The sequence below is a fragment of the Nocardia sp. CA-136227 genome (assembly GCF_050955695.1).
Lineage (GTDB): Bacteria > Actinomycetota > Actinomycetes > Mycobacteriales > Mycobacteriaceae > Nocardia.
Genome location: NZ_CP192081.1, coordinates 628,677 through 648,089, shown reverse-complemented (window position 1 = coordinate 648,089; position 19,413 = coordinate 628,677). Strand labels below are relative to the sequence as shown.

The 19,413-nt window shown below is 67.8% G+C and carries 23 protein-coding genes and 1 tRNA gene; 8 read left to right on the top strand and 16 right to left on the bottom strand.

The features are described from left to right. Positions 1-52: 52 nt before the first annotated feature. Positions 53-1,210, bottom strand: a complete 1,158-nt coding sequence (locus ACQP06_RS03065; RefSeq protein WP_433670319.1) for a pyridoxal phosphate-dependent aminotransferase — start codon at positions 1,208-1,210, stop codon at positions 53-55. 332 nt (positions 1,211-1,542) lie between these two features. On the opposite strand from ACQP06_RS03065, the gene ACQP06_RS03060 reads away from it, so the two are divergent. Further along, positions 1,543-2,529, top strand: coding sequence for a M23 family metallopeptidase (locus ACQP06_RS03060; protein WP_433673223.1), 987 nt, complete (start codon positions 1,543-1,545; stop codon positions 2,527-2,529). Between the two features lie 126 nt (positions 2,530-2,655). On the opposite strand, the gene purD is transcribed toward ACQP06_RS03060, so the two are convergent. Continuing rightward, the gene (purD, locus tag ACQP06_RS03055; RefSeq protein WP_357089695.1) at positions 2,656-3,939 is read right to left on the bottom strand and encodes a phosphoribosylamine--glycine ligase; all 1,284 of its coding nucleotides are present in this window, start codon (positions 3,937-3,939) and stop codon (positions 2,656-2,658) included. Positions 3,940-4,140: 201 nt separating this feature from the next. Here purD and ACQP06_RS03050 point away from each other — a divergent pair, with 201 nt between their 5' ends. After that, positions 4,141-4,566 carry an HIT family protein gene (locus ACQP06_RS03050; RefSeq protein ID WP_433670318.1) on the top strand — a complete coding sequence of 142 codons (426 nt, stop codon included), beginning with the start codon at positions 4,141-4,143 and terminating at the stop codon, positions 4,564-4,566. 36 nt (positions 4,567-4,602) lie between these two features. Here ACQP06_RS03050 and ACQP06_RS03045 read toward each other — a convergent pair whose 3' ends face one another. The 3 genes from ACQP06_RS03045 to ACQP06_RS03035 all read right to left on the bottom strand — a co-directional run bounded on the left by ACQP06_RS03045 (position 4,603) and on the right by ACQP06_RS03035 (position 8,226). Further along, on the bottom strand, positions 4,603-6,066 hold the full coding sequence (locus ACQP06_RS03045) for a sensor histidine kinase (RefSeq protein WP_433670316.1): 1,464 nt from the start codon (positions 6,064-6,066) through the stop codon (positions 4,603-4,605). Then, entirely contained in the window at positions 6,063-6,800 is a 738-nt protein-coding gene (locus ACQP06_RS03040) for a response regulator transcription factor (RefSeq protein ID WP_357282717.1), read from the bottom strand. Before ACQP06_RS03040 ends, ACQP06_RS03045 begins: the two co-directional genes overlap by 4 nt. Positions 6,801-7,080: 280 nt before the next feature. Continuing rightward, positions 7,081-8,226 (bottom strand): helix-turn-helix domain-containing protein, encoded by a 1,146-nt coding sequence (locus ACQP06_RS03035; RefSeq protein WP_433670315.1) that lies wholly within the window; start codon positions 8,224-8,226, stop codon positions 7,081-7,083. Positions 8,227-8,381: 155 nt separating this feature from the next. Between ACQP06_RS03035 and ACQP06_RS03030 the strand changes: the two genes are divergently transcribed. Both ACQP06_RS03030 and ACQP06_RS03025 read left to right on the top strand, forming a co-directional pair. Further along, the gene (locus tag ACQP06_RS03030; RefSeq protein ID WP_433670313.1) at positions 8,382-8,615 is read left to right on the top strand and encodes a hypothetical protein; all 234 of its coding nucleotides are present in this window, start codon (positions 8,382-8,384) and stop codon (positions 8,613-8,615) included. Next, on the top strand, positions 8,612-8,776 hold the full coding sequence (locus tag ACQP06_RS03025) for a hypothetical protein (RefSeq protein ID WP_433670311.1): 165 nt from the start codon (positions 8,612-8,614) through the stop codon (positions 8,774-8,776). Before ACQP06_RS03030 ends, ACQP06_RS03025 begins: the two co-directional genes overlap by 4 nt. Before the next feature lie 76 nt (positions 8,777-8,852). On the opposite strand, the gene ACQP06_RS03020 is transcribed toward ACQP06_RS03025, so the two are convergent. The 7 genes from ACQP06_RS03020 to ACQP06_RS02990 all read right to left on the bottom strand — a co-directional run bounded on the left by ACQP06_RS03020 (position 8,853) and on the right by ACQP06_RS02990 (position 13,045). Continuing rightward, entirely contained in the window at positions 8,853-9,272 is a 420-nt protein-coding gene (locus ACQP06_RS03020) for a hypothetical protein (protein WP_433670309.1), read from the bottom strand. A gap of 4 nt (positions 9,273-9,276) precedes the next feature. Then, complete coding sequence (locus ACQP06_RS03015) at positions 9,277-9,483, bottom strand: hypothetical protein (protein ID WP_433670308.1); 207 nt, start codon at positions 9,481-9,483, stop codon at positions 9,277-9,279. Further along, complete coding sequence (locus tag ACQP06_RS03010) at positions 9,480-10,295, bottom strand: hypothetical protein (protein ID WP_433670306.1); 816 nt, start codon at positions 10,293-10,295, stop codon at positions 9,480-9,482. The genes ACQP06_RS03015 and ACQP06_RS03010 overlap by 4 nt, the downstream gene beginning before the upstream one ends. Position 10,296: 1 nt before the next feature. Continuing rightward, positions 10,297-10,452, bottom strand: coding sequence for a hypothetical protein (locus ACQP06_RS03005; RefSeq protein ID WP_433670305.1), 156 nt, complete (start codon positions 10,450-10,452; stop codon positions 10,297-10,299). A gap of 165 nt (positions 10,453-10,617) precedes the next feature. After that, positions 10,618-10,806, bottom strand: coding sequence for a hypothetical protein (locus ACQP06_RS03000; protein ID WP_433670304.1), 189 nt, complete (start codon positions 10,804-10,806; stop codon positions 10,618-10,620). 392 nt (positions 10,807-11,198) lie between these two features. After that, entirely contained in the window at positions 11,199-12,773 is a 1,575-nt protein-coding gene (locus tag ACQP06_RS02995) for an AAA family ATPase (protein WP_433670302.1), read from the bottom strand. Positions 12,774-12,820: 47 nt separating this feature from the next. Then, entirely contained in the window at positions 12,821-13,045 is a 225-nt protein-coding gene (locus ACQP06_RS02990; protein ID WP_433670300.1) for a helix-turn-helix domain-containing protein, read from the bottom strand. A 157-nt stretch (positions 13,046-13,202) separates the two neighbouring features. Here ACQP06_RS02990 and ACQP06_RS02985 point away from each other — a divergent pair, with 157 nt between their 5' ends. Both ACQP06_RS02985 and ACQP06_RS02980 read left to right on the top strand, forming a co-directional pair. Continuing rightward, on the top strand, positions 13,203-13,832 hold the full coding sequence (locus tag ACQP06_RS02985; protein ID WP_433670298.1) for a helix-turn-helix domain-containing protein: 630 nt from the start codon (positions 13,203-13,205) through the stop codon (positions 13,830-13,832). 3 nt (positions 13,833-13,835) lie between these two features. Further along, the gene (locus ACQP06_RS02980) at positions 13,836-14,993 is read left to right on the top strand and encodes a tyrosine-type recombinase/integrase (RefSeq protein ID WP_433670296.1); all 1,158 of its coding nucleotides are present in this window, start codon (positions 13,836-13,838) and stop codon (positions 14,991-14,993) included. Positions 14,994-15,033: 40 nt separating this feature from the next. Here ACQP06_RS02980 and ACQP06_RS02975 read toward each other — a convergent pair. The 3 genes from ACQP06_RS02975 to ACQP06_RS02965 all read right to left on the bottom strand — a co-directional run bounded on the left by ACQP06_RS02975 (position 15,034) and on the right by ACQP06_RS02965 (position 16,485). Then, positions 15,034-15,105: transfer RNA gene (locus tag ACQP06_RS02975), tRNA-Thr, on the bottom strand. Positions 15,106-15,270: 165 nt separating this feature from the next. Then, a complete protein-coding gene (locus ACQP06_RS02970; protein WP_019931522.1) occupies positions 15,271-15,513 on the bottom strand; it encodes an MbtH family protein in 243 nt (80 codons plus the stop codon). A gap of 138 nt (positions 15,514-15,651) precedes the next feature. Further along, complete coding sequence (locus tag ACQP06_RS02965) at positions 15,652-16,485, bottom strand: alpha/beta fold hydrolase (RefSeq protein WP_433670294.1); 834 nt, start codon at positions 16,483-16,485, stop codon at positions 15,652-15,654. A 189-nt stretch (positions 16,486-16,674) separates the two neighbouring features. Here ACQP06_RS02965 and ACQP06_RS02960 point away from each other — a divergent pair, with 189 nt between their 5' ends. Both ACQP06_RS02960 and ACQP06_RS02955 read left to right on the top strand, forming a co-directional pair. After that, entirely contained in the window at positions 16,675-16,842 is a 168-nt protein-coding gene (locus ACQP06_RS02960) for a hypothetical protein (RefSeq protein ID WP_167659823.1), read from the top strand. 3 nt (positions 16,843-16,845) lie between these two features. Then, positions 16,846-18,327 carry an alpha,alpha-trehalose-phosphate synthase (UDP-forming) gene (locus tag ACQP06_RS02955; protein ID WP_433670292.1) on the top strand — a complete coding sequence of 494 codons (1,482 nt, stop codon included), beginning with the start codon at positions 16,846-16,848 and terminating at the stop codon, positions 18,325-18,327. A gap of 57 nt (positions 18,328-18,384) precedes the next feature. Here ACQP06_RS02955 and ACQP06_RS02950 read toward each other — a convergent pair whose 3' ends face one another. Next, positions 18,385-19,350 (bottom strand): oxidoreductase, encoded by a 966-nt coding sequence (locus tag ACQP06_RS02950; protein WP_433670290.1) that lies wholly within the window; start codon positions 19,348-19,350, stop codon positions 18,385-18,387. Positions 19,351-19,413 lie beyond the last annotated feature (63 nt).

Sequence of the window (19,413 nt, the reverse complement as noted above, 5' to 3'; positions counted from 1 at the left end):
CATCAGCGGCGCTGTGTTCATTTTGCCCACCGCGCTCAATCCTCTTGGCAGATCAGGCCAAATACCGTTCCAACCGGTCCAGTGCCTCTTCGATGTCGGCGGCGGCTCCGGCGAACGAGAAGCGAACGGTGTGATGGCCGTGGCGGGTGTCGAAGTCGATGCCGGGGGCGAGTGCCACACCCGTCGCGTCGAGCACCTCGGTGCACCAGCGCATCGAATCATCGGTCAGGTGCGCGATATCCGCGTAAACATAGAACGCGCCGTCGGCGGGGGCCAGGTCGGTGATTCCGAGCTTCGGCAGGCGCGTCAGCAGCAGCTGGCGATTTGCCGCATAGCGTTTCACATGACCGTCCAGTTCGGCTTTGGCTTCCGGACCGAACGCATGCACCGCCGCAAACTGAGAAATAGCTGGAGGGCATACGGTCATGTTCGAGGCGAGCCGTTGCAACGCCGGACGCAGTGACTGCGGCACCAGCATCCAGCCCAGCCGCCAACCCGTCATCGAGAAGTACTTCGACACCGAGCCGATCACGACGGACTCACGCGAGGTCTCCCACGCGGAGGAGGTCGGTTCCGTGTCGTCGTAGACGATGCCGTGATAGATCTCGTCCGAGATGAGCAGCGTCCCGTGCTCGTCGCACCAGCGGGCCAGCGCCGCCAGCTCCTCCGGCGCGATCATGGTGCCGGTCGGATTGGCCGGGCTGGCCACGATCAACCCCGCGGGCGGCTCGGGCAGCGCCTCCAGCATGGCCACGGTCGGCTGGAACCGGGTCTCCGGACCGCAGTCCAGCTCCACCACGTCACAGCCCAGCGCGGTCAGCGTGTTCCGGTAGGCCGGATACCCCGGCCGGGCCACCACCACGGTGTCCCCGGCATCGAACGCGGCCAGGAACAGCAGCGTGAACGCACCGGACGACCCGGTCGTGACCACGACATCGTCCGCCTCCACCCGCACCCCGTAGGTGCTCCGATGGTGCTCGGCGATGGCCTCCCGCAACGCCAGAACCCCGAATGTCTCGGTATAACCCAGCAATTCGGAATCCATGGCCTGTTTGGTGGCCCGCAAAACCGCCTCCGGAGCGGGCGTGGAAGGCTGCCCCGCGGCCAGCACCAGCACGTCGCCATGGGTCCGAGCCCGTTCAGCTGCTGCTTTCCAGACGTCCATCACGTAAAAAGGTGGAATGGTCGACCGGCGAGATTCGATACGCACCCGACAGACGGTAGAGCACCCGCTCCCCCGGCTGTCCGGGAACGGTCGTGCGAATGCCTGAGGAGGCCGCTGTGCAGGGGGGACCAGCAACCACCGGGAACACCCCGGACACCACCCCACCCCAGCCCACCTCACCCGCACCGGACGAATCCTCGGAAGGCCGCGGCCGTCAGCCACTCCGGGCGGGGGCCGCGATGCGCCGCATGCTCCGGCGCGCCGAGGCCACCACCGACCTTCGGCCCGCAACCGAGAGCGGCGAGCCACCGAACACGGACGTGGACCGGGGTGGGCAGCGTGGCCGCTTTCCGGCCACCGAGACATACACCCCCGGGCTGCGGTCACTGCCGGGCGGTGAAAGACCGTCGCCGGTCCGTAAGGCTTCGAAGCGGGCCGGGCTGTGGGTGGTTCAGCTCGTCGAGCGGGTGATCGCGTATCTGCGGGTGTTCGCGCCGATCGTGCGAGCGCGGGCCGTCGAGTTGTGGTCGCGGCGGCCACGCTCCTGGGGCGAAGCTGTCGAGTTGGGGCAGCGGGGGCGGGCCGAGGCACGGCGGCAGTGGCCGGTGGTGCGGGCGTGGAGTATTCAGCATCGGGTGCTGATCGGGGGGATGACGGCGGTACTCGTGTTCGCGAGCGCGGATGGGGCGCTGGGGTTGATCCCCACCGACGCCGCGGTGAGTCCCGGTGTGGCGGTGCGCATTCCGGTGCAGTATCCGTTGCAGATCCAGGCCACGCGGGAATCGTCGAAGCGGTACATGGACGCCATCAACAATGGTGAACACCTGCGCGAGCAGGCCGTGGTCTCGGCGGCCGCGGCGGCGACCCTGGAACGCGCCAAGGCCGAGGCGGCCGCGGCCGTGGCCGGTCAGCCGCAGCCCTGGCTGACCCCGTCTCCGGACGCGACTCTGCCGCCGGGATTCGTGCTCCCGGGGGTCGGCGGTTTCGCGCTGCCCGCGAAGGGCCTGTTCACCTCCGGATTCGGCGCGCGCTGGGGCACTTTCCACGCGGGCATCGATATCGCCGCCCCGCTGGGTTCACCGATCTACGCGGTCGCGGCGGGCACGGTCATCGACGCGGGCCCGGCCCAGGGCTTCGGCCTCTGGGTGCGCATCCGCCACGACGACGGCGCCATCTCGATCTACGGCCACATGTACGACTTCTCGGTCTCCGTCGGCGAACGCGTCCCGGCGGGCATGCAGATCGCCCGCATCGGCAACCGCGGCGACTCCACAGGCCCCCACCTGCATTTCGAGATCGTCATCAACGGCCAGCACGTCGACCCCCAACCCTGGCTCGCCCAACGCGGCATCGTCCTCGGCTGATATACAGGCCCGAGGCACGGAATATGGCTGGGCTCCAGCCGAATACGAGAACGCCCGACCGAACCGGGTTCGGGCGGGCGTTCTTTCGTCAGTCACGGCACGAGAGTCGGCCGCGGCGAGCGGGATTCAGTTCGCGGTCGGCACCGTGATGCGGCCCTCGGTGGCGGCCAGCGCGATGTCGGTGCGGAAGTGGCCGCCCGGCAGCTTGATTCCGGCGAGGCGCTCGTAGGCGTTCTTGCGGGCCTCGACCAGGTCGGCGCCTTGGCCGACGATGGCCAGCACGCGGCCGCCCGCGGACACCAGCGCGCCGTCCTCACGCTGCGCGGTACCGGCGTGCAGCACCTCGGATTCGACTCCGGTGCCGGTGGATTCGGCGCCGGTGATGACGTCGCCGCTGCGCGGGCGGGCCGGGTAGTTCTCGGCGGCCAGCACCACGGTGACGGCCGCGCCGTCCTTCCAGCGCGGCGCGGCGACCTGGTCGAGGGTGCCGGTGGCGGTGGCGTGCAGGAGTTCACCGAGCGGGCTGTCCAGCATGGCCAGCACCGCCTGGGTCTCGGGATCTCCGAAGCGGCAGTTGAATTCGACCACGGCGGGGCCGTTCTGGCCGATGGCGAGGCCGGCGTAGAGCAGGCCGCTGAACGGCACTCCGCGCTTCACCATCTCGGCGGCGACAGGCTTGACCACGTCGTCGACGATGGCCTGCAGGGTGGCTTCGGGCAGCCACGGCAGCGGCGTGTACGCGCCCATGCCGCCGGTGTTGGGGCCGGTGTCGCCGTCGCCGACCCGCTTGTGGTCCTGGGCGGGCAGCAGCGGCACCACGGTCTCACCGTCGACCAGACAGAACAGCGACACCTCGGGGCCGTCGAGGAACGACTCCAGCAGCACCGGGTGGCCCTGCTCGAGCAGTTCGGCGCCATGCTCACGGGCGACCGAACGGTCCGGGGTCACCACGACGCCCTTGCCCGCGGCCAGCCCGTCGTCCTTGACCACCCAGGTCGGGCCGAAACGGTCCAGCGCCGCATCCAATTCGCCCGGGTGATCCACGATCTCGCTGTGCGCGGTCCGCACGCCGGCCGCGTTCATCACGTCCTTGGCGAACGCCTTCGAGCCTTCGATCCGCGCGGCGGCGGCCGACGGGCCGAACACCGGGATCCCGGCCGCGCGCACCGCGTCGGCCACACCGAGCACCAGCGGCACCTCGGGCCCGACCACCACGAGGTCGGCGGCCAGCTCCTGAGCCAGCGCCACCACCTCGTCGCCGGAGGAGGCGTCGACCGCCCGCACCTCGGCATGCTGGGCGATGCCGGCATTGCCGGGCGCCGCGTAGACCGCGGTCACCGCCGGGTCCTTGCGCAGTGCCAGGACGAGGGCATGTTCACGGGCTCCGGAACCGATGACGAGTACGCGCACGGCGAACAGCTTAAGGGGCCGCGCCCACCCACCCGATAGCGGTCCAGCAACTGTTCACGAGACCCGCCCACAGGTTCGGGGCGCGTCTCGTTCTGGACTGACCGGAGCGGAGGAGCGAAGCGGGGGAGCGGAGGGAGGGAAGAACGAGACCTCCAGCGCCCCGAACCCGCCCGGAGCGAAGCGGAGGGCAATATATGGAGCATGGCTTCTGTTTTCTCCGCAATCATGGACGGTCAGCTGCCGGGCCGGTTCGTCTGGGAGGACGACGAATTCGTCGGCTTCCTCACGATCGCCCCGGTGACGCAGGGGCACACCCTGGTGGTGCCGCGCAAGGAGATCGACCAGTGGCAGGACGTCGATCCGGGCACCATGGCCCGCCTGACCGGTGTCGCCCAGAAGATCGGCCAGGCCGTGCGCGCCGCCTGGGACGCCCCGCGCGCGGGCCTGCTCATCGCCGGACTGGAGGTGCCGCACCTGCACGTGCACGTGTTCCCGGCCTTCTCGATGGGCAACTTCGACATCTCCGGCGCCGACCCGCGGCCCAGCCCCGAATCCCTGGACGAGGCCCAGACCATGATCAAGCAGGCGCTGCGCGATCTCGGCTACGGCGCGAACGTCCCGGAGTGACCCGATCGGGTGCGCGCCCGGAGCGCGCACCCGCCATTACGTCTCCGCGCGCGGCAGCCGCACGGTGAACGTCGTGCCCTCCCCCGGCGCGCTCGTCACCGACACCGCTCCCCCGTGCGCCGCCACGAGCGCCTGCACGATCGACAGTCCCAGCCCCGTCCCGCCGCTGACCCGGCTGCGCGACACGTCGGTGCGATAGAACCGCTCGAACACGCGCTCGGCCTGCTCGGCCGCCAGTCCCGGCCCGGTGTCGGCCACTTCGATCAGCACCTCGCTCGCGGCGGGTGTGAGCCGCACGGCCACCTCCGCGTCCGGCGGGGTGTGCACGAGCGCGTTGTTGATCAGGTTGGCCAGCACCTGCCGGAGCCGCGTCTCGTCGCCGAGGATCTCCAGAGTGCCGGGGCCGGGCCGGATTTCGAGGTCGATCTTGCGTTCCGGGCCTTCCGGATGCTGCGCCGCCGCCAGGGCGCGCGCCCCGTGCACGGCATCGCTGGCCAGCATGAGCAGATCCACCGATCGTCGTTCGACGGGCCGCTGCGCGTCCAGCCGGGCCAGCATGAGCAGGTCCTCGACCAGCAGCCCCATCCGGTTGGATTCGCGTTCGATGCGGTCCATGAGCAGGTCCGGCTCGGTGATCGCGCCCTGCCGGTACAGCTCGGAGAAGCCTTTGATGGTGGTGAGCGGGGTGCGCAGTTCGTGGCTGGCGTCGGCGACGAACTGCCGCATCTTGGCCTCGGAGCGGCGGGCCGCCTCCTCCGACGCCTCGGTGGCGGCGAAGGCCTGCTGGATCTGGGTGAGCATGGTGTTCAGCGACTGTGAGAGGTGATCGACCTCGGTGTCGGTGCCGCGCACCGGAACTCGCCGATGCAGGTCGCCGCCCGCGATGGCGGCCGCCGTGCCCTCGACTTCCCGCAATGGCCGCAGACTGCGCCGGATCACCATGCGCGCCACCGCGGCCAGCGCCGCCAGCACCAGCGCGCCGATCACCAGTTGCAGCACGATCAGCTTGTCCAGCAGCGAGTTCGTCTCGTCCATGCGCAGCGCGATGGTGCTGGTGCCTTGGTCGTTGACGGTCCGCAGCACCCGCCATTCCTCACCGGAGGCCCCGATCGAGCCGACCGTGCGGGGCTTGTTGCCCAGGTCGGCGGGCACGTCGGGCTCCTGCACCCCGGCTGTCAGGGTCAGCGTCGGCTGTCCCGCCGTGTCGCGCACCTGCACCCAGTACAGGTGCGGGGGCCGTTCCCGCCCGCGCACCGTGGGCAGCGGTTCGGGTCGTTGCGCGCCGGGCGCGGCCCAGCTGTGGGCGGCGTCGGACAGCTGCCGGTCGATGCGCTCGACCAGCACGTTCCGCATGAGCGAGGTGACCGCGATCCCGGAGACCAGCAGCCCGAACCCGACCAGCGACACCAGCGCCAGCACCAGGGTGGTGCGCAGCGGGACCGCGGCGAGCCGGTCGGTGATCTTGCCGCGCAGTCCGCGAGCCGCCTCGGCCGCGTTCACTGTGCCGCCGTGCGACCGCGTGGCTCCCGCATCACGTATCCGACCCCGCGCAGTGTGTGGATGAGCCGATCGGGCCCGGTGTCGACCTTCTTGCGCAGGTACGACACGTAGGTCTCGACCACGCCGACCTCGCCGCCGAAGTCGTAGCGCCACACGTGGTCCAGGATCCGCGGCTTGCTCAGCACGGTGCCGGCGTTGACCAGGAAGTACCGCAGCAGCGTGAACTCGGTGGGCGACAGGGCGACCGGTTCGCCCGCCTTCCACACCTCATGGGTGTCGTCGTCGAGCTCGATATCGGCGAACCGCAACCGCGACGACTTGGTCTCCGGAGCGGACCGTCCGGCGCGGCGCAGGATCACCCGCAGCCGGGCCACCACTTCCTCGAGGCTGAACGGTTTGGTGACGTAGTCGTCGGCCCCGAGCGTCAGCCCGGTGATCTTGTCGTCCACGTCGTCGCGGGCGGTCAGGAACAGCACGGGCGCGTCGATCCCGTCGGCCCGCAGCCGCCGCAGCAGCCCGAATCCGTCCATGCCGGGCATCATCACGTCGATGATCATGGCGTCGGGCCGGAAGGTCTTGGCCCGGTCCAGCCCTTCGGTCCCGCTGGCGGCGCTGGCGACCTCGAAGCCCTGATACCGCAGGCTCACGGACAGCAACTCGACGATCATCGGCTCGTCGTCGACGACGAGCACTCTGGCCTCGGGTTCGCGTCCTTGCGCAGGCACACCTGTCATGGCCTCATATTCTGCGCCGCGCCCGCGAGAACGCTGGTCCTTCCCTGGGAGTTTCCTGCGAACGCGCCGGGACCCCCGGATACGACGAACGCCGGTCGATGTCTCGACCGGCGTTCGTGCACGAGCCCCCTGTCAGGATTGAACTCTCGGGACGATCCTGACCAGGGGGCTTTTTCATGCCCTACCTGCGCAAACACCTCACTGGAGATCACATGAGATGAACCGGGGTGATTCCAAATTGTGTCCACGGTGAGGCCACGAATCGGCGGTGCCCCTGGGCTCACACCAAGAGTCTCGTCACATCGGCCACGCGCCTCTCCACTCGCTCCGATCCGGTGTCGGCCGGGACCTTCGCCAGGGCAGCGCGGGCGGCGTCGAACTCCCCGGCCCGCGCGTACGCCTCCGCCAGCCAGGACCGGTACAGCGCAGCCTCACGCCGACGCTCTGCCGGGTACCGCTCCACGACTGGGGAGAGCAGGGTCTCCGCCGTCGCGGCGTCCCCCAACTCCACCGCGCACCGTGCACGCATCACGTCGATTTCGTCGCGGTTCAGCCAGTACGTCCAGTCCGGTTCGGTGTCCCCCGGTCGGCGGCGGTCGTATTCGTCGTCCACCTGGTCCAGGGCACGCCGCGCGGCGTCGGAGTCCTTGGCCTTCGCCGCTGCCCAGGCCACCCGCTCACCGAGCAAGGCCCGCACCACCGGCGGCGCGTCGGCAGAGGCACCGCGCAGCGCCGTGCGGGCCATGAGTCCGGCGTCGTGTGGGTCTCCGACGTTGGCGACCATGTAACTCAGTGTCGAGAACAGTTGCCCGGCAAGGGGTCTGTCTCCCGCTTCGGTCGCGGCCGTCACGCCATCCAGGTACACCCCTTGCGCCCGCTGATACTGCCCGGCGTCGGCGTAGACCCACCCGCCCAGCTGCGACAGTTCGCCGACCACCCGCAGCAGACGACGGCGAGTCTCAGGGGTGTGGGAGGCATCGCGCACCACCGCCCGCGCGGCGTCCAGGTCGCACCGCACGACGGGGTGCAGCGTCGTCCCGCCCACCACGTCATCCAGTCGGCGCAACTCCACCACGCGCCGTTCCATCTCATCGGCCAGGCTGGACCCGACGCGCCGCCCCGATGCCATGTGTTCGACCGGCGGCGGGTCTGCCAGCAACCACTCATGCGCGATGCGAACGGGGTCACCCGGCGGCGGTACGGGGTCGGTGCCCAGCGCGTCCGCGTACGCCTTGGCCATGTCCGCATTCACCGGGCGTAGGCCGCGCTCCACCTGGGAGATGTAGGCCGCACTCCAGTGGGTCCGGCGCGCGAACTCCCGCAGCCCCACCCCCGCCGCTTCCCGCGCGGCGCGGAGGTCCGACCCCTGTACGGGCGCGTCGTTCATCGCGCACCCCTTCCGCGAGCATGGCGACCGTCTACACATTGCGAACACCTTGTGAACACCCTGCAATCACCGTAAGCCGGTCGGCCTGGTTTGACACGCATAGCGTTCGAAATGCCCCGCCGCCGGGTCGATTCCGTGCCCTTCGGCTTCCCCGGCGGCGGGTGCGTACCAAGGCCAGAGGGAGGCGGTGCGAGATGGACGGCGAGATACGGCACACGGAGGCTCAGGTCCATTACCTCCAGGACACACAGGGGAATTGGTTCGTGGTCGGCCGCGACGGGTGGCCCGTGGAGATGGACGACTACCTGACTCAGCTCGAGGAACTCGATGCCGACGTATCCGCCCTGGAGCCTCTGGGCGTGACCGTCGTAGACGTGGAGCCGGTGAGCGTGCGGGACACCCCGATCCGAAAGGAACTCCCCCGGTGAGCGGCGGGTGGCTCACGGTCGGATGGGTGCTGGTCTTCGCGCTGCCTCTGGTGGTCGGTACGGCTGCGATCCTGTGGCCGCAGCGCATCCCGCGCGAGCGGTCGGTGAACGGCATCCGGGCGCGCATCGAGAATGAAACCGAACCGCCGACCGCACCCTGAGATCGAGCTCGAGAAGGGCGTCATCCCCGGATCATTCGACCCAATCCGGGGATGACGTGGTTGTCGAGATGGGCGGTCAGAACCCCATGCCCGGAAACATCGTCGCGACCCGTTCGGCGTGCTCTGCCGCAGTGTGCTCGGCATTCTCGCGGCTCTCCAGAGCAATGGCCTTGTCCACCAGCACCGCGAACGTCAAGGCCAGGTTCTTGCCTTCGGTGGCATCGGCCCCCTTGACCTTGCTCAGCCGTTCCTCGGCGATCTCAAGGGCGGCGGCGGCCATCTTCGCCCGTCGCAGCCGCGCGCCCCCGATCGCCGCATCGGTCAACTCCCGCGTGCTGGCGGCGTCGAACCGAATGCCGTGCGCCTTCGCGAGCCGCGACAGGTCGCCCTTGTCGCGCCCGAGTCGCTTGGCGATGGCCGTCAGGCTCAGCCCCTCCACATCGCGCAGTTGCCGCACCTGGGCCACCAGCGTTTTTTCCGGATCAACGTTGGTCATTGGATCACTCCTCTACCTGCGGATTCACCGCTACCTGCTGGCCGTGGGCCACGTGTGGCTCCAGCCGTGCCAGGCTCTTGCGCATCCGCTTCACCAGGGCCTGCGCTTTCCGGTCCCCTGCCTCCGCCTTGGGTTCGAATACCGCCAACATGTCGGTGTAGATGCGAACCTGCTCCCGAATCATCCGCGCGCGCTGGTCGTCGGTGGTCATGCGCCGCCCCCGATCCCCTTGTGCGACAACCACCGTTCGATCCGATCCATGTCGGCCGGACCCGCGAGAACGAAGAACCGCGTACCACTCCGAATGAAGGTCGGCACAGCGGCCCGTGCGGCAGCATCGAATTCGCTGGGCAACAGCGCGTGATCGGAATCCGCGGTGACCACCCGATAGGCATCTGCACGGTTTCCGTTCCCGTCGTACTCGGGCCGGACATCCAACTCCAGGCTGGCGACAGCACAGACGGACCGGGCGGTGGCTACACGCTCGGCAAGGTGCTGGTGCTCGGCGTCGGCCTTCGCGATCTCCTCGGCCCTCTGCTGCCGCAGCGTCTCGTTCATGGCGTCGGGGGTATTCGGGTGTGTCCCAGGGCGTTCGGATCGCTCAGCGGCCAGTGTGGCGGCCCGTTCGCAGCGCTCCAGCTCCATGAGCAGTGACCTGGCGGTCCGTTCCAGGTCAGCGCTGATCTCCAGCAGTTCGCCGATGGCGTCGGCCGACAAGGTGGCCCGCAGCCGGGGGAGAAACTTCTCCCCCAGGATCGCAGCCACACGCCCGACCGGATCGAACTCCGGAATCTCGTTGCGGCGCAGCGCCAGTGGGTCGCGGATGTCAGTGGGTCGACGCGGTGGTGGTGCTGCTGCGTCCGGGTCCAGCGCAGCCACCAGCCCCCGAGTGACCGTCACCTCCACCGGCCGGACGGGTCCGGTCTCGGCATTGGTCACCGGATCGGCCCGCGCGATGGTGAGGGTCGGCTCAGGGGTCACTTCCGGCCCTGCGGTGATGCGCTTGGGCTTGGTCAGGCGCATGTCAGATCTCCGTATCGAATTCGATGCCGAACAGTCCCCAGGTCGGCCAACGATCGGTCCAGGTGCAACCGCAGACCTGGCACAGGTAGGTGCAGCGGACCGTTTTCCCGCCACGCCAAACGATCTCGATGGGGTCGTTCTCGATGGCGTCGAACATGGGTCCGCATCCGGAGGCCGGACACTGGCGGCAGGTGGATGGCATGAACCAGTCGCCAACGTCTGCGGTCGGTTGGGCGTAGGGGGTGTGCATGATGGAACTCCGTTCTGTTCTCGGAAATCGCTGCGGTATCCCCAGGGCGATAGGCGGTCGCCCTGGGTCCGCCTATCGGTCGTAGGTCTCCGCGATGCGCCGCCGCTCCAGCTCCACGGCGGTCGGCTGCGCAAGGTCGCGCAGGGTGGGGACAGTCGGAATCTCGTTCGGAGCGCGGCCCGATGCGCTGCGCCCTCTGGCCACGGTGCGCAGCCGTTCGTCCGGGGTGTCCCCGGTGATCCGAATCCGTTGGGTGGTCATGGCGCGGCTCCAGTCGATTGCCAGGTGAGATCCGATGTCGATCGGATCTCGGGCGTTGTCGTCGTTTCGGACCCATTGGGTGGGAGGTGGGTGGCGAACGGAGTTCGTCCCTCCCAGGGTGATTTTCTTAGGAAATGCCTTGATCTGATTTCGTCCAGAATTGGCCTAAATACGTTGTGCACCAGTGGCTTTGATGAGCCGCGCAATGGTCTCGAGCGGCGCTGAAATCCGATCGAATTCGGATCTGATCGGATCTCAGCCGAATTCGATATCCGCAGCTCAGATGGCATTTCCGTCGAGATCGGATCAAATCCGATCAGATCAAATCCGATCAGATCCGATGTCTTCTGATCTGATCGGATCTCGCCGTCACCGGTGGTCATATCCGCAGCTCATTCCATGTTTTCGGACCGGATTCCGAGCGCTTCGGCCAATCGGACCGCCTCCGCCTCACCGGCCTCGGTCGCGTCGTAGTAGGTGATGCGCGTCGTGGAATCCTCGGCGGCCAGACCCTCCACCGCCCCTTCCGGCACCTTGGCCATGGACATGAGCAGCGTGCTCACCGCCTGGTCGGTGAAGCCCTTGGGGAGGCGACCACCGACGGGCAACAGCCCCTTGGCCGCCAGCATTGGCTTGGCAGCCTCCCGCATGTACTTGGCCACCTTGGTGACGGGCAGGGCATTCGGCGAGCTGCGCAGCGCGGCCAGAGCGCAGTACATCCGGATATCGGAAATCAGCCCGCCCCGGTCGCCTCCGGCCACGTCGAACGGGTCCATCCGGGTGCGGGCCACCAGGGTCCAGGCGTCGGCATCGGCGATCACTCCCGCCCGCATGTCCTCGGGAATCTCTACCCGCTCGAGCGGGTAGAGCACCGGGTTACCGCGCTCCATGTTCTTCTGCTTGGTCGCCCGCACCTGGAGGTAGCGCCCGCCCTCCTGCTCCACCTCGGTGACGGACAGGACCGTGGTCAAGTAGCCGTGAACCGACTTCGCGCCGCGCCCGGTCTTGCCGTCCCCGGTGTGGTGGACCAGCGCCACCGCCGGACCCAGCTTGGTCAGCCGGACCAGCGCGGCCGTGATCGCCCTGGAATCGTTGTTGCTGTTCTCGTCCAACCCTTCCGAGCACTGGTGCTGGGTGTCGAACACCACCAGGACAGCCGCACGCTCCCGCACCAGGGCGGCCAGCGCACTGATGTCGGTGTCATCAGCGAATTGCGCTGCACGAGTGAACAACTGGAGGTACCGGAAGATGTCGCGCGGCTGCGCGTCATGCGCCGCGCACCACCCGAGCACCCGCCGGACGAACTGGTAGGTGGAATCGTCGGCCACGACATAGACCACCGCGCTGCCCCGCGATGCCAGATCACACGCCCACCCCAGAGCCAGGAACGTCTTCCCCACGTTCGGCTCCGCGATCACCTGGACGGCTGAGCCTGTGGCGATCAGGCCCGGAATCAGCGCCACGGGTGCGGTCAACTGGGCGAAGTCCCGATCGAAATCGAACAGGGCCATCTCCGGCATGGTGGCGGCGCGCTCGGCCTTCTCCACCGCTTTCCGCTTGTCCCGGTCTCGGAACCGCTCGGCCCGCTGCCGTTTCAGCCGGGCCATGACCTCATGGGGGTCATCGAGTCCCAGATCGACCGCATCGGCCGCCGCTTCGGCACGGCTCGGAGTCTCGCCGATCAGGTGATCGACCGCGCCGACCCGCACGGGCACCTCACAGTCGCGAAAGGTGAACGGCCGCTCATGATCGAACTTGAAATGCGCGGTGAAGATGGCCTTCCGAACCGTTGCGTCAGGGAACTTCTCCACGTAGTCGTCGGGGTCGAAATCGGCCATGAGGGCGACCTGCGCGGGCCACAAGTATTCGGCCGGTGCCGTGCCGCCGGTAGGCTCGGTGCTGGTCACTTCGGTGTGTTCGCGGCTCCCGGTCTCCTGCTGGGGGCCGCGCGGCGTTTCGGTGGTCACTCACCCTCTCCGATCTGAATTACATTGGCCTTCAGTCGAATCGGCGTTCAGCGGTTCCGCGCCGGGGTATCCGTACGCTCGTAGCGATTGGCTTCCAGGTACGCCAGTACGTCCTCCCGCCGGTACAGGACCCGGCGGCCAGCCTTGACGAACACGGGGCCGCGCCCGCGATACCGGAGCTGAGCCAGGCTGTCCTCCGTCTTGTGCAGCACCTTCCCCACTTCGGCAGGGGTGAGCAGGGCGGACAACCCCGGCAGGCTGGATCGACTCATCGAAACTCCCTCCATCGGGTCACGTCTTATCTCGTGACTTGACACCAGTACGCACCGAATACAGCCAGATTGTCAAGTCACGTCTATTCGCGTGACTTGATGGTGTTATGGTGTGTGATGCCGTGTTATCTCGGCCCCCACCACGAGAGAGGTTTCGATGAGTCACGACGACGCCATGCCGCTCGGGCAGTTCATCGGCCACCGAGCCCGGCAACTTCGGGTCGAGCGCGGAGTCACGCTCGATGCCGTCGCCCAAGCGGCACAGGTATTCGGTGTGCAGTGGAGAACCGGCCGGGTCGGCGATTTCGAGTCGGGGCGGTCTACTCCGTCGCTCTCATCGGTTGCGATCTACTGCGCCGCACTCACCTTGGCGTCGCAGGTTCCGGTACGGCTTGCCGATCTCCTGGACGGGGACACCAGCGTCCGACTCGATGGCGGGCTCACCGCGCCCGCCTCCTGGCTCAGGGGCTTCCTCACCGACGAATTGCCTTCGGTGGAGGTGGCGACAAGTCGGATCATCTCCAGCGCCAGCGCGCTCGATCCGCTGGACGTAGCGGTCTCGATGGGCACCGGGCTCGCCGACCAGCGAGCGGCGAAATCCCTAGGACTGACAGTCGGCGAGCTGACACGGCACTCAATGACGTTGTGGCGCAAGACCTTCAGCATGGAACGCGATGAGCGCGCCGGGAAGGACTCAAGCGCCCAACACAAGGGGCAGGTGGCGCGGCGAATGCTCGCCGAACTCAAAAACCACGTCACGGCCCCAACCACCACGAGAGGGAAGTAGAAGATGGCGAAGGTGTACCCGTACACAACCGGCAGCGGCAAGGAACTCTGGGAAGTCCGCTACCGCAAGCCCGATCGGACGACGACACGCAAGCGCGGGTTCAAGCGCAAGCGGGATGCGGAGCAGTTCGCCAACAGCGTGGAAGTCCAGAAGGTGACCGGCTCCTACGTGCCGCCCTCTGCCGGAAAGATCACCGTGGGCGAACTCGGCCCGGACTGGCTCACGCGCCAGAAGGGCCATATGAAGCCCTCGGGATACCGCAGCTATGACAGCGCATGGCGTATCCACGTCGAACCGCGCTGGGGTAAGACTCCGATCAACGCCATCATGACCACCGACGTGAAGGCATGGGTTGCGGAGTTGGCCACCGACCCGAAGACCGGGCGCAACGGCAAGAAGGGGCTCAGCGCGTCCACCATCGAGACCGCCATCCGCGTGCTGAAGATGGTCCTGGACGACGCGGTGACCGACCGGAGGCTGATCACGAATCCCGCCAAGGGCGTGAAGTTGCCCAAGCGCAACCGCAAGCCGAACGTCTACCTCACGCATGAGCAGGTGTTCGCGCTGGCCGATCAGGCCAAGCAATACCGGCCGTTGATCCTGCTGCTCTGCTACTGCGGGCCGCGCTGGGGTGAGGTGGCCGCGCTGCGGGTCCGCTACATCGAGTTCCTGAAGCGCCGCATCTCCCTGATCGACAACGCCGTCATGGTCGGCACCAAGATCGAGGTGGGCACCCTGAAGGGCCACAAGCACCGCCAGGTGCCCATGCCCAAGTTCGTTGGCGATGAGTTGGCGAAGGAATGCAAGGGCAAGGGCCGTGACGATCTGCTCTGGACCAACCGGAAGGGTGAGCATCTCGGCCCGCCCGCGTCCAAGGACTCATGGCTGGCCGGTGCCGTCGCCCGGTGCATGAAGGCGGACCCCACGTTTCCCAGGGTCACGGCTCACGATCTGCGGCATACCGCCGCCAGCTTGGCCGTGTCGGCGGGGGCGAATGTCAAGGCGGTGCAACGCATGATGGGCCACCAGTCGGCAGCGATGACGCTGGACGTCTACGCGGATCTTTTCGATGACGATCTCGATGCCCTGGCCGACCGGCTGGAGCAGAGTGTGTCCAAAGTGAGGCCAATCGCCAGCCTTCCGGCTGTGGCTAGCGCGTGAAAAAGGCTCCGACCTGGGCCGGAGCCTTTCTCTCGAACTGAGCCCCCTGTCAGGATTGAACTGACGACCTTCGCTTTACAAGAGCGGTGCTCTACCACTGAGCTAAGGAGGCGGAAAGCGGAGCCATCATAACCGGGGTGGCCGGCTGCGCGGAAAAGCCGGCTTCCCGGTCGGAACGATGCTGACCGCGAACACCGGGACGCGGCCTGTCGACGCTCGTGGCATCGACGGCCGCGTTCGGAAGTCGTTCGCGCAGTATCGGACTAACCGCTGAGTGTCAGGACTGGGCCGCCTGACGAGCCGCGTCGTCCGCCGCCATGGCGTCACGCAGGCTCTTGGGCCGCATGTCGGTCCAGTTCTTCTCGACGTACTCGACGCATGCGGCGCGGGAGTCCTCGCCGAACACGACTCGCCAACCCGCCGGAACCTCGGCGAAGGCCGGCCAGAGGGAGTGCTGTTCCTCATCGTTGACCAGGACGAAGAACCGGCCGTCTTCGTCATCGAAGGGATTGGTGCTCATTTCACCTCACTGGATACTGGCGCTGTGTACGGGTACGTAGACGGATCGTCCAGCCACCGCAGTGTTGGAACGAGCCCCCGACGTTGATTCGACCCTAGCAAGGCAGGCGTTACCGCTGGGCGGTTACCTGCACTTCGTTCAGGCCACGAAGAATTCGACAAGGATCTTATTGACGACCTCCGGTTGCTCCAGGTAGCCGAAGTGCCCGGCGTCGGGAACCTCCTGGTAGCGGGCACCCGGAATGATATCGGCGACCTCTCGCGCGAGGTAGGGCGGGATCATCCGATCGTCGGCGAAGCCCAGCGCCAGGCAGGGCACGGTGATGCCGCGATAGGCCGCGGTGCGGTCGAAATCGTGGTCCATGCGGCGCTGCGCCCGCACACCCGGGGTGACCGGGCCACCGGTGAATTCGAACAGGTCGAGCCAGTCGCGGGCGGCGTGCTGGTCGGCCAGCGAGGCCGGGGACAGGTTCATCAGGGCGGTCATGGCGGCCTCGTATTTGGCGGGCAGCCGCACGCCGGCGTCGTCGAGGTCGTGCTCGCCGTGTCCGAGAGTTTTCTGGAACTGGTCGAGCCGGGCGTGTCCGGCCATGAACACGGCCTTGCGGACCAGATCGGGGCGGGCGAGCGCCACTTCTTGTGCGACTCGCGAGCCCATCGACTGGCCGACCAGGAAGACCGGGCCCTCACCGAGGAATTCGATCAGGGCGACCGTGTCGCGGACCAGGTCCTCGATGGTGATCCCGGCGGGCGATTCGAAGGAGGGCGCGATGCCGCGGTTGTCGAACGTGCAGACCCGGTATCCGGCCGCGACCAGCGCGGGGACCTGGTGCAGTTCCCAGACCCGGCCGCCGCTGCCGGTGCCCATGATCATGACGACCAGCGGCGCCGACCCCTTGACGTCGGTGCCTCTGGACCGGTCTCCCTTGACCTGGTAGTTCAGCGAGATTCCGTTCACCGTCGCCAACGGCATGCTTGCGACCCCTAACATCAGGTGTTGCCACTCTCTTTGCGTCCACCGTATAGGTCCGGGCCGACGGATTGTTTCGTCCCCGGTCGCGTTGCGGTTAGGGCTCGCAATGCACGCAGCGGCGAAGCCCGACTTACCTGGCAGATACGATGGACTCCTCGCACCGAGCAGACTTCTCCGAGAGGACATGAGATGGCCGCGAAGACCGGCGCAAACGACATCGCGGACGACGATCTGGAGCCGCTCGCCGACGAAACCGCTCGCCAGGCGCAGCGCGTGGTGGCGGCGTACGCCACCGACGCCGACGAATGCCGCATGCTGCTGTCGATGCTGGGCATCGCTCCGACGCGAGGCGAATGACCCGTGCACCCGGATAGCTCCGGCTCCGGTTTCGTCGTCGTCGCCAACCGGCTCCCGGTCGACTTGGAGCGCCTGCCCGACGGAACCACTCGCTGGAAGCGCAGCCCCGGCGGTCTGGTCACGGCACTGGAACCGGTACTGCGCAATAACAAGGGCGCCTGGGTCGGCTGGGCCGGCGTCCCGGACGTGGAGCTCGATCCGATCGTCGAGGACGGTCTGGAACTGCATCCCGTCCCGTTGTCGGGCGACGAGGTCGCCGATTACTACGAGGGCTTCTCCAACGCGACGCTGTGGCCGCTGTATCACGACGTGATCGTGCGGCCGGTCTACGACCGCCAGTGGTGGCAGGCGTACGTGCAGGTGAATCGGCGTTTCGCCGAGTACACCGCGAAGGTGGCCGCCGAGGGCGCGACCGTGTGGGTCCAGGACTACCAGCTGCAGCTGGTGCCGAAGATGCTGCGCATGCTCCGCCCCGACCTGACCATCGGCTTCTTCCTGCACATTCCGTTCCCGCCGGTGGAACTGTTCATGCAGATGCCGTGGCGCACCGAGATCGTCGAGGGCCTGCTCGGCGCCGACCTGATCGGCTTCCATCTCCCGGGCGGCGCGCAGAACTTCCTGTATCTGGCCAGGAGGCTGGCCGGGCAGCCGACGTCGCGCGGCAATGTGGGCGTGCGTTCGAAACTCGGTGTGGTGCAGGTGGGTTTCCGCACCGTGCGGGTGGGCGCGTTCCCGATCTCCATCACCTCCGCGGAACTGGACGAGTATTCGCGTCGCCGCGATGTGCGGGAGCGGGCCGCGAAAATCCGTGCGGAACTGGGCAATCCGAAGACGATCCTGCTGGGCGTCGACCGCCTCGACTACACCAAGGGCATCGACATCCGGCTCGCCGCGCTCGAGGAGCTGCTGCACGACGGCCGCATCGATCCCACGGACACGGTGATGGTGCAGCTGGCCACGCCGTCCCGCGAACGCGTCGAGTCCTACAAGCAGATGCGCGGCGATATCGAACGCCAGGTGGGCCGCATCAACGGTGAGTTCGCCCGGGTGGGTTACCCGGTGGTGCACTATCTGCACCGCCCCATCCCGCGCGAGGAGCTGATCGCGTTCTTCGTGGCCGCCGACGTCATGGTGGTGACCCCGCTGCGCGACGGCATGAACCTGGTCGCCAAGGAGTACGTGGCCTGCCAGGGCAGCCTCAACGGCGCACTCGTGCTGAGCGAGTTCACCGGCGCGGCAGCCGAATTGCGGCAGGCCTACCTGTGCAACCCGCACGACCTGGACAGCGTCAAGGACGCGTTGATCGGCGCGATCGACGACGACCGTGACACCCGCCGCCGGCGCATGCGCTCCATGCGACGCCAGGTCCTGACCCACGACGTCGACCGGTGGGCCCGCGCCTTCCTCGACGCCCTGGCCACCGACCGCGTCGCGGGCAGCGCCCTGCTCACCGACGACGATCTGGACCCGGACCTGAGCCGCTGACCGCTCGAAACTCGCACGCCCCCTGGAGTTCCCAGGGGGCGTTCGCCGTAATGCGGCCTATTCCGCTGTCTCGCCGCCGAATTCGCCGAACCGGTAGGTGACACCCGTGAGCCGTTCGGATTCGGCCCACACCCGCGCCGCCAGTTCCGGATCGAGCGCCTGCTCGCTGGGCGCGTTCAGGACGGGGTAGCCCTTGGTGAACCCGGTCGGCCCGAACAGATCTGCGGGCTGGACGGCGGGATCGGTCGCCGCCCGCAGCATCGGCAGCGCACCCATCTCCACGGTCTGCATGGCCACCCGGAACACCCAGCGCAGCGACGGCCGCGACAGGTAGGTGAGGACGGGCCCGAGATTCTGCGCGAAATCCGATTCGGCGGCCCCCGGATGCGCGGCGATCGACATCAGCTCGGCATCCGTGCCATTGAGCCGCCGCTGCAGTTCGAACGCGGTCAGCACATTGGCCAGCTTCGACTGCGCGTACGCCTGGAATCCCTTGTAGGGCCGCTGTTCGAAGAACAGATCGTCGAGATCGATCGCGGCTTCCTTCTTGGAGGCGAGCCCCGTGGTCACGGCCACCACCCGCCCCGCGGGCGCCGCGAGCAACAGGTCCAGCACCAGCCCGGTGAACGCGAACGGCCCGAGATGGTTTGTCGCGAAGGTCGTCTCGAACCCGTCCACGGTGAGGCTCCGCGTCCGGCCCAGCATCCCCGCGTTGTTGATCAGCAGATCGACCCGCTCGACCTCGTCGTGCAGCCGCGCCGCGGCCTTGCCGACCGAATCCAGCGAAGCCAGATCCAGCTCCACGAACGACAATTCGGCGTCCGGCACCCGCGCCCGAACGAGATCCGCTGCCGCCCCGGCTTTCTCCGCATTCCGGCAGGCCATGACCACACGCGCCCCGTGCTCGGCCAGCCGCAGCGCGGTCTCCAGTCCCAGCCCGGCACTGGACCCGGTGACGATCGCGGTGCGCCCGTGGAGATCCGGGATATCGGCGGCGGTCCAGCGCGTGTTCTTGGTACCCATGCATTACATCCTGAACGGTCCGCTTCCACTTAGCGCGGCGACCGTCCACCTACTGGCAAACGC

What these genes read in the sequence shown, in the direction of transcription:
- ACQP06_RS03030 (WP_433670313.1), top strand. Translation starts at nt 8,382, where the DNA reads ATGGACGGCGAGATACGGCACACGGAGGCTCAGGTCCATTACCTCCAG.
- ACQP06_RS02960 (WP_167659823.1), top strand. Translation starts at nt 16,675, where the DNA reads ATGGCCGCGAAGACCGGCGCAAACGACATCGCGGACGACGATCTGGAG.
- ACQP06_RS03010 (WP_433670306.1), bottom strand. Translation starts at nt 10,295, where the DNA reads ATGCGCCTGACCAAGCCCAAGCGCATCACCGCAGGGCCGGAAGTGACC.
- ACQP06_RS02990 (WP_433670300.1), bottom strand. Translation starts at nt 13,045, where the DNA reads ATGAGTCGATCCAGCCTGCCGGGGTTGTCCGCCCTGCTCACCCCTGCC.
- ACQP06_RS03005 (WP_433670305.1), bottom strand. Translation starts at nt 10,452, where the DNA reads ATGTTCGACGCCATCGAGAACGACCCCATCGAGATCGTTTGGCGTGGC.
- ACQP06_RS02980 (WP_433670296.1), top strand. Translation starts at nt 13,836, where the DNA reads ATGGCGAAGGTGTACCCGTACACAACCGGCAGCGGCAAGGAACTCTGG.
- ACQP06_RS03035 (WP_433670315.1), bottom strand. Translation starts at nt 8,226, where the DNA reads ATGTGTAGACGGTCGCCATGCTCGCGGAAGGGGTGCGCGATGAACGAC.
- ACQP06_RS02970 (WP_019931522.1), bottom strand. Translation starts at nt 15,513, where the DNA reads ATGAGCACCAATCCCTTCGATGACGAAGACGGCCGGTTCTTCGTCCTG.
- ACQP06_RS03050 (WP_433670318.1), top strand. Translation starts at nt 4,141, where the DNA reads ATGGCTTCTGTTTTCTCCGCAATCATGGACGGTCAGCTGCCGGGCCGG.
- ACQP06_RS03040 (WP_357282717.1), bottom strand. Translation starts at nt 6,800, where the DNA reads ATGACAGGTGTGCCTGCGCAAGGACGCGAACCCGAGGCCAGAGTGCTC.
- ACQP06_RS02965 (WP_433670294.1), bottom strand. Translation starts at nt 16,485, where the DNA reads ATGCCGTTGGCGACGGTGAACGGAATCTCGCTGAACTACCAGGTCAAG.
- ACQP06_RS03020 (WP_433670309.1), bottom strand. Translation starts at nt 9,272, where the DNA reads ATGACCAACGTTGATCCGGAAAAAACGCTGGTGGCCCAGGTGCGGCAA.
- ACQP06_RS03015 (WP_433670308.1), bottom strand. Translation starts at nt 9,483, where the DNA reads ATGACCACCGACGACCAGCGCGCGCGGATGATTCGGGAGCAGGTTCGC.
- ACQP06_RS02985 (WP_433670298.1), top strand. Translation starts at nt 13,203, where the DNA reads ATGAGTCACGACGACGCCATGCCGCTCGGGCAGTTCATCGGCCACCGA.
- ACQP06_RS02950 (WP_433670290.1), bottom strand. Translation starts at nt 19,350, where the DNA reads ATGGGTACCAAGAACACGCGCTGGACCGCCGCCGATATCCCGGATCTC.
- ACQP06_RS03000 (WP_433670304.1), bottom strand. Translation starts at nt 10,806, where the DNA reads ATGACCACCCAACGGATTCGGATCACCGGGGACACCCCGGACGAACGG.